The sequence below is a fragment of the Streptomyces sp. NPDC086147 genome (genome assembly GCF_040702165.1).
In the GTDB taxonomy this organism is placed as follows: Bacteria; Actinomycetota; Actinomycetes; order Streptomycetales; family Streptomycetaceae; genus Streptomyces.
Window position 1 is genome coordinate 1 of the sequence record NZ_JBFBJO010000043.1, and the last position, 12,597, is coordinate 12,597.

General features: G+C 74.7%; 10 protein-coding genes and 1 pseudogene. 7 read left to right on the forward strand and 4 right to left on the reverse strand.

Annotated elements, in window-relative coordinates:
* Positions 1 to 216: pseudogene (locus AB0398_RS33875) on the reverse strand (RNA polymerase sigma factor SigF); the annotation flags it as partial.
* Between the two features lie 268 nt (positions 217 to 484).
* On the opposite strand from AB0398_RS33875, the gene AB0398_RS33880 reads away from it, so the two are divergent.
* On the forward strand, positions 485 to 1,048 hold the full coding sequence (locus AB0398_RS33880) for a type 1 glutamine amidotransferase domain-containing protein (RefSeq protein ID WP_366379515.1): 564 nt from the start codon (positions 485 to 487) through the stop codon (positions 1,046 to 1,048).
* A 69-nt stretch (positions 1,049 to 1,117) separates the two neighbouring features.
* Here the strand turns inward: AB0398_RS33880 and AB0398_RS33885 are convergent, their stop codons facing one another.
* On the reverse strand, positions 1,118 to 2,038 hold the full coding sequence (locus tag AB0398_RS33885) for an ADP-ribosylglycohydrolase family protein (protein ID WP_366379516.1): 921 nt from the start codon (positions 2,036 to 2,038) through the stop codon (positions 1,118 to 1,120).
* A gap of 227 nt (positions 2,039 to 2,265) precedes the next feature.
* A complete protein-coding gene (locus AB0398_RS33890; protein WP_366379517.1) occupies positions 2,266 to 2,892 on the reverse strand; it encodes a nucleotidyltransferase family protein in 627 nt (208 codons plus the stop codon).
* 336 nt (positions 2,893 to 3,228) lie between these two features.
* On the opposite strand from AB0398_RS33890, the gene AB0398_RS33895 reads away from it, so the two are divergent.
* From AB0398_RS33895 to AB0398_RS33910, 4 genes are all read left to right on the forward strand, one after another.
* Positions 3,229 to 3,411, forward strand: coding sequence for a hypothetical protein (locus tag AB0398_RS33895; RefSeq protein ID WP_366379518.1), 183 nt, complete (start codon positions 3,229 to 3,231; stop codon positions 3,409 to 3,411).
* 126 nt (positions 3,412 to 3,537) lie between these two features.
* Positions 3,538 to 3,801 (forward strand): DUF6480 family protein, encoded by a 264-nt coding sequence (locus AB0398_RS33900; protein ID WP_366379519.1) that lies wholly within the window; start codon positions 3,538 to 3,540, stop codon positions 3,799 to 3,801.
* Positions 3,802 to 4,001: 200 nt separating this feature from the next.
* On the forward strand, positions 4,002 to 4,535 hold the full coding sequence (locus tag AB0398_RS33905; protein WP_366379520.1) for a DUF5709 domain-containing protein: 534 nt from the start codon (positions 4,002 to 4,004) through the stop codon (positions 4,533 to 4,535).
* A gap of 43 nt (positions 4,536 to 4,578) precedes the next feature.
* Entirely contained in the window at positions 4,579 to 5,727 is a 1,149-nt protein-coding gene (locus AB0398_RS33910; protein ID WP_366379521.1) for a hypothetical protein, read from the forward strand.
* Between the two features lie 160 nt (positions 5,728 to 5,887).
* Here AB0398_RS33910 and AB0398_RS33915 read toward each other — a convergent pair whose 3' ends face one another.
* Positions 5,888 to 6,697, reverse strand: a complete 810-nt coding sequence (locus AB0398_RS33915) for an SDR family oxidoreductase (RefSeq protein WP_366379522.1) — start codon at positions 6,695 to 6,697, stop codon at positions 5,888 to 5,890.
* 525 nt (positions 6,698 to 7,222) lie between these two features.
* Here AB0398_RS33915 and AB0398_RS33920 point away from each other — a divergent pair.
* Together AB0398_RS33920 and AB0398_RS33925 are read left to right on the forward strand one after the other, a co-directional pair.
* Positions 7,223 to 8,080, forward strand: coding sequence for a DUF4132 domain-containing protein (locus tag AB0398_RS33920; RefSeq protein WP_366379523.1), 858 nt, complete (start codon positions 7,223 to 7,225; stop codon positions 8,078 to 8,080).
* Positions 8,077 to 12,597: DNA-binding protein (locus tag AB0398_RS33925; protein WP_366379524.1), on the forward strand; the 4,521-nt coding region annotated here is incomplete at its 3' end. The genes AB0398_RS33920 and AB0398_RS33925, both read left to right, overlap by 4 nt.

Here is a 12,597-nt window from a genome sequence, read left to right on the forward strand (position 1 = left end):
TTCGGGGGTGCCTTCGTCGAGTTGGGTCAGGCGGGTGAGCAGGGCGGCGGAGAGGGGTTGGGCGTCGTCGGTGGAGACGGTGGTGGGGCGGGTCAGTTCGGGTAGTCCGTCCAGGGCCGCCCGGCGCATCGAGGCCCCCGGATTCCCGGCGGCCTCGGGACCGCAGGCCGGTTCGGCGGCCCGGGAGCGGGTGGAACGGTTTCCGACGGTGGACATGAGGCTCCTTCGACGGTGGCGATGGGCCTGCGCCGCTGCCGTGCCATAGGCGGCGGAGGGGTCCGTCTGTCGAGCTTCCTTCAGAGAGGATTCCCGTTTTGAGTGATTTGACACGATTTTCTGGGTAGTCGCGAGCGGATGGCGTGGCGACGGAGCGATGCGGTGGGGGAGTCGTTTGTGTTTTTTGGCCGCTACGCGAGGTTTGAGGCTCCCGGGGGAGGGTGAGGCGCAGAAAACGAGGGGAATCCCAGCCAGAGAGGAACGCACAGTGTCGCTCGACGGAAAGAACGTTCTCGTCCTCACGACGAACTACGGTACGGAGCAGGACGAGCTGGAGAAGCCGGTGGCCGCCCTCCGTGAGGCGGGAGCCCGCGTCACGGTCGCCGCACAGAAGGACGAGGGCGTCCAGACCCTCGTCTCGGACAAGGACCCGGGAGCCGTGGTCCAGCCGGACACGACGCTCGCCGAGGCCTCCGCGGACGGATTCGACGCCGTGGTCGTCCCGGGAGGCACCGTGAACGCCGACCAGCTCCGCACCGACGACGACGCCCGCCGTCTCGTGGCCGCCTTCGCCGGGTCGGGCAGGCCGGTGGCCGCCATCTGCCACGGACCGTGGCTGCTCGTGGACAGCGAGCTGACCAAGGGACGCCGGCTGACCTCGTACCCCTCGCTCCGTCCCGACCTCGAGAACGCGGGCGCCACCTGGGTGGACGAGGAGGTCGTCGTCGACACCTCCGGGGGCCACCCCCTGATCACCTCCCGCAACCCGGGCGACCTCGACGCCTTCTCGACGGCGATCATTCGCAGCCTGAAGGGCGAGGCGTCGGCCTAGGCGGCCGGGGTGCCCAGCTCGTAGGCGCGTACGTACGAGGGTCGGACGCTCCGTCCCGGTGGCATGTTGTCAGGCCACCGGGTCGCGCCCGACCCCGGGCAGCGGTTCGAGGGCCGCGTGCCACGAAGGAGGAAGGCCGGCGACGCCGGTGCGGGCGGCGATGACCCCGCCCGCAATGGCGCAGGTGGTGTCGATGTCGCCGCGGCCGGCAACCGTGACCCACAGGCCCTCGTGCAGGTCGTCGAGGTGCCCCGCCGCACACCACAGGGCGTAGGGGACGGTGTCGGGACCCGACATCCGGTAGCCGGAGCCCAGGACCTCGGCGGCGTGCCGGACCGAGGTGCGCTCCGGCATCCGGGCCGCGATCCGCACTCCGGAGCGGACGTCGCTGTCGGGGAGTCGTTCGGCGACCGCCCGGAGGAAGTCCGCCCTGGCCGGGGCGGGCCCGCCCCGGCCGCGGGTCGCCAGCGCCGCGGCCAGGGCGACCGCCACCGCTCCGGTGACCGCCTCCGGGTGGTGGTGCGAGACCGCGCTCTGGAGGGCGGCCTGCTCGGCGGCCACGTCGAGGTCGGCGCTGTGCCAGGCGCCGAGCGGGGCGGCGCGCATGGCCGCGCCGTTGCCCCAGGAGCCCTGGCCGCCGAACTGTCCGGAGACCACCTCCCGCCAGGGCTCGCCCGCGCCGATCCGGCGCAGCACGTCGTGCATCGAGGCGCCGTACCCGCGGTGCGTGTCCTCGGCGTAGGCCGCCGCGAGGCGCAGGGCCAGGCGGTCCTGGTCGACGGTGCCCCCGCCCTCGACGAGTTCCCCGACGAGGACCAGCGCCTGGGCGGTGTCGTCGCTCCACCGCCACAGCGGCTCCGGGGGCGGCGTCCGCGCCTCCAGGGCCGCCGGACCGTTTCCGCGCAGGATGCCGAACCAGCGGTCGCCGAAGGCGTCGCCGAACGCGAGCCCGTACAGCGAATCCAGTACGGCGGTAGGCATGTCGATCATCGGCGCAGTATCGCAGCGCGACGGCTCTCCCGCACCGCGATTTCGGGACCTCCAGGCTTCTGACCTGGCCGGACACGGTGTTGGGTGCCTTGGTCCGCAGGCCCGAAGCCGCTGATCGCCAAGAGAAGGCCAACCACAAGAGATGTGGCCTTCCGCGAGAGAGCGGGTGACATGGCATCCCGGCCGTGTCACCCGCTCCCTTCGTGTGGCTTCGGCCCCGTGGCGACCTATGAGGGGACGGTTCCGCCGGGGGTGACGGGGCCGTGGGTCGGCAGGACGTGGAGCAGTTCGAGCAGGTGGAGGAAGGCCTCGGCCATCGGGGCGCCCTCCGTCTCCTGGCGTACGCGCGCCCAGTCGACCCGTTCGCGCAGGCCCCGCGCCACCGGCAGCAGGGTGCCGAAGTCGCAGTGGTGTTCCGAGAACGCCATCAGCCGGGAGACCAAGAGGTCGGTCGGCGCGATCACCGGCATGTGGACGGAGTCCACCGGGAGCGTCTGGGCCCGTTCCAGGAGCTCGGTCGTGACCGGCCGCCCCGCGAGGGAGAAGATCAGATCGATCTCCTCACCGCCGGAACGCGCCTTGACCAGCCAGTCCTCGGGCGGATCGACGATCCGGATCCCGTGCTCCCGCAGCGCGTTCGTGACGGTCTCGGCGTCCTCCCGCCGTACCGCGAAGTCCGTGTCGTGCTGGAGCCGGACCGGGATGCCGTGCGCGTAGGCGGCGACGCCGCCGATCAGGGCGAACGGGCAGCCCGACGCCTTCAGCACCGCCCCGACCTGCTTCGTCGTCTCCAGGATCGCCTGGGTGTGGTCCGGCGGCAGCGCGGTCGCGTCGCCCTCGCGTGATCCCCCCACTCGGTGGTCCTCCCGCGGAGCCTTCCGGGGCTCGGGAGATCCGGTGTCCGCGAACACATGGTCGTGGGCGGCGGACGCGGAGTACGCCTCTCCGTTCGCCGACCGGCGCGCGGCCGGGTCTTCCGTGAGGTTCATCGCCTGCTCCTGTCCTTGCCACTGGTCGCGACGGCCCCCCAAGGGGTGGAACCGCGTCTACCCAGAGCGGGCACGGTCATACGCCCCGGTGATCGGCCATGACCGACAGGAATCGGCCATCGGAGAACTGTCTGTCCGGTTCCGTTTCGGGTAGTCGCCGGGGCGAGACGACGAAGAGAACCGACCGCGAGGAGACCCGCCGTGCGGACCACGGAAGAGCGGACGAGAACCGAACGGCGCCGACTCACGGACCAGGAATTCCACGCCCTGATGCGGGAGGCGTCCGCCGAGGCACGACGCCTGTCGCTCGGCGAACCACCCGGGGCGGAGCCCGACTTCGCCCTGCGCACCCAGCACGCCGAGTTCGGAGCCGCCGCCCATTGAACGGCGGGCCGGGACGCCGCGCGGTCGCGCCGGCGGCCGACCCGCCGCACGCCGGATAGGGCGGACACGGACGGGTAGTCGCGTACCGGCCGTGCGACATCCGGATTCCGGAGGGAGATGGACGCCATGACCCGACCGAGCAACCCCGACCCGGAGCCCCGGGACACACCGGGCGTCGGCACCGGAGGTGGAGCCGACACGCCCCGCCCCGGGGGCGGAACCGCGCCCGGCGAGACGCCACCGGCCGAGTCCGGAACGGGCACGGGCACCGGGCCCTACCGGCCGCTCCGGCGCGGCTGGGCGGCCGGCCCGCTCCTCGTCCTGTGGATCGTCGTCGGCCTGTGCGCGCTGTTCTTCCTCGCGTACGCGATCATCCTGGCCACCGACTGAGCGGGCGCCCGTCATTCCCCGGGCCGTGGGGACGGCCGGTTCCGGGGTGCCCGTTTTCGGTCCCAGCCCCCGATCACGTAGTGCGGCCTTCGGCCACCGACCCCGATCACGATCTTCAACCGTCTGCTCTTCAATTATCTGCTTTCGATCCCGACCCCTGATCTCCAAACCCTGATCCCGACCTCCGAAAGGAAACCGTCATGGACCGCAACGAGCCCGGCACGGACGAGGCCCGCGGCGACGACGTCTACCAGCCCACCCACTCCGACGTGGACAACCGCCCCACCGACGCGCTCGATCCGGACAACGCGATCGTGACGGACCCGCTGGAGGACATGGCCAACCCCGGCTACTCGCCCCCCGAGCGCCCGCGGGGCGTGACCCGGTACGGCACCACCCAGCGGGAGCAGCGCGAGGGCGAGTCCCTGGACGACCGGCTCTCCCAGGAGGTCCCCGAGGACCCGCTGCCGGAGGGCGACAGTATCGGCGACCTGCCGGGCGGTGCGGGCGAACCCGTCGACGAGCAGGCCGGCAGCACCCGGGCGGGCCGCCTCGCCCCGGTCGACACCCCGAGGGAGACGGGAAACCGCACGGTCGCCCGGGACGTCGGCCCGGACGACTGGGCCGCGCCGGCCGAGGAGGCCGCGATGCACGTGGACACCGGGGCGGACGCCACGGTGGACGAAACCGAGCAGCCGTCCGGGCGGCGCGAGGAGCCCGGGACGGAGCGCTGACCGCCTCCGACACCCTGCACGTTCCGACCCCAGTGGGGACACCATGAACCTCGACTTCCTCAAACCGCTCCTGGAACGGCCCGGCTCCTGGGCCTCCGTCTACGTCGAGACCGACCGGTCCACCGAGGACGCCGCGCAGATACAGCGGCTGCGCAACCGTGCCGTGGCCGCACAGCTCGTCGACGAGGGCGCCGACCCGGCCACGATCCACGCGGTCGCCGACCGCCTCGGCGCCGAACCCGTCTCCGGCTCGCCGCCCGGACGCGCCCTCTTCGCGACGGCGGGCGAGGTCGTGCTCGACATCCCCCTCACGGCCGCCCCGCCGTCCGCCGGGGCCGCGTGGACGAACCTCCCGCACATCGCGCCCCTGGTGCTCCTGCGGAGCGACGAGCCCGCCTGCCAGGTGGCCCTCATCGACCGCGAAGGCGCCGACCTCGAACTGAGGGACTCCCGCGGCACGCGGGACCTGGGCGAGGCGCGCGGGAAGCAGTGGCAGGGCCGGGGACACCGCTCCATCCCGCAGGACCGGTACGAGTGGCACTACAGCAACAAGGTCGAGGACGCCTGGGAGGAGACGGCCGACGTCATCGCCGGCGAACTCGCCCGGCGCTGCCCGCAGGACGGCGGAACCCTCCTGGTCCTGGCCGGGGACGCGCGCGAGCGCAAGGCGGTACGGGAACGGCTGCCGCAGCGCCTCCGGAGCGTCGCCGTCGAGGTGGACCACGGCAGCCGCGCGCCCGGCGCCTCCACCGAACTCCTCGACCGGCAGATCGAGGAGGCCCGCTCCCGCTACGCCCGGGAACGGGTGCGGAACGCGCTCGACGACTTCCGCAGGGCGCGCGGGCGCCCCGGAGAGCACCGCGAGACGGCCGTCGACACCGGGCGCGGCCCGGCCGCCGAAGGGATCCCGGCCGTGACGGCGGCCGCCCGGGAGCACCAGGTCGCCACCCTCCTCCTCGGCCGGGACGCCTCCGACGCGAGCCGCCCCGTGTGGGTCGGATCCGGCCCCGACGAGATCGCCACGGGCCGTGCCGAGGCCAGGGGCTGGGGAATCGGACGGCCGGAGGAGGCGCGCGCCGACGACGCGCTGCTGCGCGCCTGCGTCGCCGCGGGCTCCGAGGTGCTCGTCGTACCGGAGGAGATGGCGGGCCCCGCGGGCGGCCTCGGCGCCGTCCTGCGCTGGAGCGACTGACCGGCCCGTCCCTCGTTCCCCGTCCGCCGCGGTCCGTCGTCGCCGAGGAGTCGTCCCGCCTTCCCCCTACGGGTGGGGCGCGGGGCGGCTCCTCTCGCGTTGCCTCGGCCCGCGCGCTCCACGGCCCCCGGTCACCGCCCTGTCGGACCCGTCGGGCCCCTCAGGGCCGCCGCCAGTCGTCGGACGTCAGGTGCGAGCCGGCCATCGGGCCCATGCGGAGCATCCCGCCGTCCACCGCCCAGGACGCCCCGGTCACGTACGACGCTTCGGGGCCCGCCAGGAAGGCGACGACGGCGGCGACCTCGCGGGCGTCCCCCGGACGCCCCAGGGGCACGCCCGGCCGGGACGCGGCCCGGACGTCCTCGTCCTCCTGGCCGGTCATCGGGGTGGCGATCTCGCCCGGCGCGACGGAGTTGACGGTGATGCCGTACTCGCCCAGCTCCAGGGCCATGACCTGGGTGAGCAGCCCGAGGCCGCCCTTGGCGGCGCAGTAAGGCCCGGCGCCCACCCGGGGCTGGTGCTCGTGCACCGAGGTGATCTGCACGATGCGGCCCCCGCGTCCCCGGTCGATCATCCGGCGGGCGGCGCGCTGGGCACACAGGAACGGCCCCGTCAGATCGACGTCGAGCACCTCCCTGACCTTCTCCAGGCTCAGGTCGAGGAAGGACTCGGCCGTGCCCGTACCGGCGTTGTTGACCAGCACGTCGACCCCTCCGAGTTCCTCCGCGAGCCGGTCGATCACGTCGGCCGCCTCCGGCAGTTCCGTCAGGTCCAGACGGGCGACGGCCGCCCGCCTCCCACGGGCGCGGACCTCCGCCGCCGTGGCCTCGGCGCCCGCCTCGTCCGTGTGCCAGGTGACGCCCACGTCGAGGCCCGCCTCCGCGAGCCGCACCGCGACGGCGCGCCCGATCCCGGAGTCCGAACCGGTGACGATCGCCGGGCGCGGGTCGAAACCCTGGATGTCGACCATGGTTCCGCCTCCTCTCGTACCGCTGTTTCCGTGTTCCTCTCGTGCGTGACGCCTCCGCCGCTACCCCGTCGCGGCCGGCGGAACCCCTCCCGTCCAGCGCCCCGGCGAGACCCGACCCCGCCCGGTACGAGTGGACCCCGTCCGACCGGGCAGGGGCCGGGTGCCGCTGTCCGGGCCCTTCCCCTCCTGCCCGGGCAGCGGTCTCGAACAGCAGCCTCGGGGCCGCCGCTGCTCCGTAGAGCGTCCCGTGAGGTGAGGTCCCGTGCGCCGGGAAGCCCGTGGGCCGTGAGGGCCCTGTACACCGGGAAGCCCGTGGTGCGTGAGGGGGCTTGTACGGCGAGGAGCACCGCGTGGCGAAGGGCCGTGCGGCGGTCGGCCGGCCGGGCGGGGGCCGCTTGTCCTGGCCCCGAACACGCGTTGTCAGTGGCCCTGGTTAGTCTCCCCTCATGTCGCGGTTCCAGGGGCTTTCGACCCCTTGGTTCGAGCTGCGCGATTTCTGACGAACAGGCGGAGGGGGAACGGCCGATGGCATGGCTGACGGCGGACGAGGGGTACGAGATCACCCTCGACGAGGGGCGCGTGGTCGCACGGCGCGCGGGAGGACGGCAGTTGAAGACCCTGCCGAAGGCGCTGCGGGACCATCCCGAGGCCGACCGGCTCCGGCGCCTCGCCGAATGGCTGGACCGGCACGTGGCCGCGTGCGTGGCGCAGGTCGACACCTGGATGGTGTCCTCGCTGCCCGTGCCCACCGGGCTGATCGCCCGCGTGTGGCCGGACGAGGCCTGGCGGTCCGCCCTCCGTGACATGGCCGTGGTGGGCGACGACCCGGACGAGGTCGGCTTCCTGAGGGACGTCACCGCCGACGGCGAGCTGAAGGTGGTCGACCTCGACGGCGAGACCGTACGGCTCTCCCCGCGCACCGTGACCCTCCCGCACCCCGTGCTCCTCCCCGACCTGGACGACGTACGGGACTTCGCGGCCGAACTCGGCATCACCCAGCGGGTGGAGCAGATCCACCGGGCCACCTGGACGAGGCCGGCCGCGGCCCACCCGGAGACGGCCACGGAGGTACGGGACTACGCGGGCGGGAAGTTCGCCTCCCGCTTCGGCCTCGCGGCCCGCGCGACCTCGCTCGGCCACCGGGTCTCCGGCGGCTACGCCACCTGCAAGGTCCGCGACGGCGGACGTGCCACGGAGGCGTCCGTCTGGATCGGCGAGCCGTACTGGGACGGGGAGTCGGAGACCGGCGGGCTCGGCTGGCACGACGACGAGGGCCGCGCCGTGCGGCTGAACGAGGTCGGACCGGTGGCCTGGTCCGAGGGAATGCGCATGGCCGCCGCGCTCTACGCCGGCCGCACGATCGAAGAGGGTGGGGACGCGTGACCGGCACGACCGCTTCCGACAGGACCATGGACGCCGCTCCCGGAGGAGCCCGCGACAACGCGGAGCTGCTCGCGGCCGGCGCCGTGCTCCCGGCCGACGCCCGGGACGCGGGGGCCTCGGCGGTCGAGCTGACCGCCCGCACCTACCGTCACCCCGTCCTCGGCGAGGACCGGGTCGTCGTCCGCCTCGCCGCGGCCGAACTCGGCCCCGCCGAGGACCTCGCCGCCGGCTTCCTCGGCCTCGAACTCCACGGGGAACCGGCCGTCGTGGGCCTCGGCCGCCGCCAGGAGCTGGGCTTCCCCGAATGGGTCCTGGTCCACCACCCCGAGGACGGCCACCATGCCCTCGCGGTCGTCCCCGAGCTCGACCGCCTCGCCCGGCAGGCCAAGACCAAGCCCAAGGCCGCCCTGGACGCCTGCCTCGAACTCGCCGGCCGCCTCGCCTCCTCGGTCCCGCACTTCCTGCCCGTCTTCCACGAGCAGGCCGCCCGGATCTTCCTCGCCGTCGAGAACACCACGTACGCGGGACAGCTCTTCGCCCGCGCCCGCACCAGCGAGGCCGAGCACGGCCTCGTCGTCGACGAGGACCGGCTCGACGCCGTCTTCCTCGAATTCGCCCTGGTCGGCGCGCTTCCGGTGAAGGTCCTGACCGGGTACGGCAAGGAGCTCGCCGCCCGGCTCGCGCCCGCCGAGGCGTACGAGCGCTTCCGGCGCCTGTGCGTGCGCCGCACCGCCGGCGGACTCGCCCCCTCCGCCCAGGCCACCGTCGAACTGCGGCGCCTGGCCCGCGCCGCCGGCCTGTCCGCCCCCGAGGCGGAACAGGACTACCTCGCCGACCTCCTCCCGCTGCCGGCCACCCTGCGCGCGGCCGACGGCTGGTGGAAGTCCCACCGGTCCTCCCTCGTCGCCCTGGCCCGCCGCGTCCCGGCCGTACGGGGCACCCTCCTGGAGATGATGCCGCCCTCCGACGGCGGCGAGTTCAGCGACCTGTGGCTGGGGATCCTCACGGAGTCCGGGGCTGACGCCGGACTGACCAGCACGGACGTGCCGCCGGAGGAGCGCTGCGCCGACGGCGCGGCCGGCTGGCTGGAGCGCTTCCACACCGCCCGGCACCGGGGCTGGGGCAGCCGTCCCACCCCGCCGGCCCTCCTCGACCTGGTGGAGCGGGCCGCCGAACGGCTGCGCGCCGACCTCGCGGTCCGCCCCGACGGCCAGGACGCGCTGCGGATCGGCGTCGAGGACCTCGACCTGCTCGACCTGCTGCTCTCGCTGGACGTCCCGGTCGCCGACCCGGCGGTCGACGGCCCCCGGACGAACGCCGCCACCCTCAACCTGTCGGACTGGGCGCGCGGGGAGAACCCCCGCGACCTGGCCGCGGTCGCCGCCGACCCCCGCTTCCGCCCCGCCTTCCGGCGCGCCGCGAGCGCCTACCACGACGCCTCCTCCGGAGCGGACGTGATGCGCCGGCTCGCCGCCGCGACCGGCGGCCGGCCGATGCTCACCGAGTGGATGCGCGACGTCGCCCGCGACTCGGTCGCGGCCGGACTGCCCGGACTGCCCAAGGCGCTCGCACGCCTGTCGTGGCTGCCCGCCGAAGCCCTCGCGCTCGCACCGGAGGAGGTCGCGGCCGCCGCCGGCGCCGACCTCGGCGAGACCCTGGCGCGCACCCTGCGCGGCGGTCTGTGGGAGGAACTCCACTGGCCGGCGTGGGAGGAGGCCGTCGCGGACCTGACCCCCGGGCGCAACAAGTTCGACGACCTCGTCGTCTTCGAGGCCTGGCCCCACCTGATCGTGGCCAACGCCACCCGGGTACGGGTCATCGACGCCGACTCCACCGTCCTCACCCACGACCTGCGCGTGCCCACCGGCCGGTCCTCCCACCGGTACGGCTTCCACTACGTCGACGGCGCCCTCCTCGTGTTCTGGACCGGCTACGGAAACAGCGACGTGCAGGGCTACTGGCACACCGCGCCCGACCGCGTGTTCACCCTGGACGCCGAGATCAGCTACTGGTCCCTCCGCTCCGACCGGCCCAGCCTGCCGCTGCCCGGCGGCGGCCGCGCCACCGGCGCCGGAGTCCTGCACGCCGGCGACACGAAGCTGCCCCGGGAACGGCCGCTGCTCTCCGACGGCACCTCGTACTGGGTGTGGGAGCACGCCGAGCGGTACGAGAACGACGCGCGGCACGACGACAGCGGCTGGGCCGAGTACGACCCCGCCGAGAACGCCCGGGGCCGGCGCTCCCTGCCCGGCTTCCTCGCCGACGCGACCCGCGCCCACGCCCCCGGCGCCGAACTGGCCGCGCACTCCTCGTGGCTGCGCCCCGCCCCGGCGGTGGACGGCTCGGCCCTGGGCACCCCCGTCGACGGCCTGCTCGGCTGGCGGGTCCTGCGGATCCCCGGCGACGGCTGGTGCGCCGACGACACCGCCGGCCGCAACGTCTCCCTGCCCGAGGGCTCCGACATGCCCGTCGCCGCCCTGGCGTTCCCCGGCGACGACCGGCCCAGGGCCCTGACCCGCCAGTGGCGGGAACTGCTCCTCACCGACCCGGACGGCGTGATCACCACGACGTCCGACGGCGACCGGAACGACATCTACGGCACCGCCGCCACGCCCCTGCCGCCGCTCACCCACTTCTACGCCCTCCGCCCGCGCGACCCGCGGGGCTCGGACGTGCTGCGCGCCGCCGACGCGGAGACGGCCGGCACCCTCCTGAAGGCGGCCGTCCTGGCGGAACGGGCCGCGGACGTCCCGGACCTGGTGACCGCCGCGCTGCCGGGGATCACCGCGCCCGAACTGGTCGCGGGCGTGGCGAAGGCACTGCGCTTCGCCGTGGCGCAGCAGAACGCCCTGGACTCCGTAGCCGCCCGGCTCGACCCGGCGACCGAACCGGAGGAGGCGCGCACCGAGGGCCCCCACGACAGCCTGCTCGCCGAGGCGCTCGACGGGCTCACCGGCGCCGGCTACTACAGCCGGGGCGCCGCCTCGGACGTGACCCACCGCTTCCTGGGCGAACTGGCCGAGGCACGGTCCGGCACCTCCGCGGCGGCCCCTCCGGGGACGCTCCACTACGACCTGCCCGCGCTGCCGTACTCCCCGTTCTCCTTCGTCCCCCTCCTGAACGAACCGGCGGCGGTCGCCTACCGGGCCGTCGCGCCCGGCAGCGGTGACGAGCACCGGGCCGCGCTGCTCGACGTGCTCGGCCGGGTCGACGCCCTGGGCCTCGCCTCGACGGAGGGCTCGACCGGCCACTGGCGCCAGGTGACGCTCCACCTCACCACCCCGCACCTGCACACCTCCGACGGCCAGGAGCGCGGCACCTCCCGCCGCACCGTCCTGCCGTTCGGCGGGGGAGCGGCCCTCGGGATCACCGAGAACGACCGGGGCGTCGACGACGGGCGGGAGTTCGAGGCGCTCCTCCACGCCCCCGACGGCCGGTTCGAGGCACCCGCCCCGTACACCCTGCTCACCGCGACCCCGGTGGGCGACCGGACGCGCGGCGCCGACTGGCTGGCCGCCTTCCTGCGGGAGGCGGAGAACCGCGCGGCGGCCCCCCTCCTCCCGGAGGCGGCCGAGGAGTTCAGCAGGCTCACCGGCGTCCCCGGAGCGCTGGCCCGGCTCGTCCTCGCCGGCATGCCCAAGGTGGACGACTGGGGGAACAGCTTCCTGCCGACGGAGCTGCGCACGTTCCTCGGCCTCAAGGTGGCCGAGGCGGCCCAGGCGCGCGACGAACTGCGCACGCTCTCCGTCGAGGTGCGCCGGGCCGTGGTGGCGGCCCTCCTCCCCGAGGACCCGGCGCTGCTGTGGACCGAGGGCCCCGACGTGGCGTCGGCGGCCGCCGCCTGGAACGCGCACGTGGGACGGCGCACCCGGGTCCCGGACCGGCTGATCGCGGAGGCCACCCGAGGCGTCCTCACCGACTGGTCCGTCCACCGGGCCCTCCCGGCGCTCCTCGACCCCGCCTCGTCGCCCGAGCTCTCCACCGACGTGGCGTGGCACATCGCGGGAGACCGGCCGACGCCCGTGCGGCCGGTCGACCACCCGTTCACCGAATCGGTGCTGGTCGCCTCGATGGGCCTGGCGGCCTGGCTCGCCCACCGGCTCCCCGCCGGCGACCCCGCGCGGGCCGCGCTGCCCGGTGTCCTCACCGCCGTACGGCAGCGCCTGGCCTCGCCCGACCTCCTCGTCTCCGCCGGGCGCTACACCAGCCTCGCGGACTTCCGGAAGGTGGCGGGCACGCCGACTGAGACGGCACCGGACCACGAGCGGTACGGCGCGGTCCTCATGGCCACGCACGACGGCCAGCCCCAGCCGGCCCTGCGGACCGCGCTGCTCGACTCCACCGGCTCCGACCCGTACCTCGCGGTCCTGCGCGGCGCTGACCAGCAGCCGATCGGGGTCGAGACGGCCCTGCGGCGGGCCCACGTCGGCGCGGTTGCCGGCCGAGATGAAGGAGGAGAGTCCGGCGCCCCGCCGGTGCAGTCCGGCGAGGAGGGCGATCCCGATCGCGCCGGACTG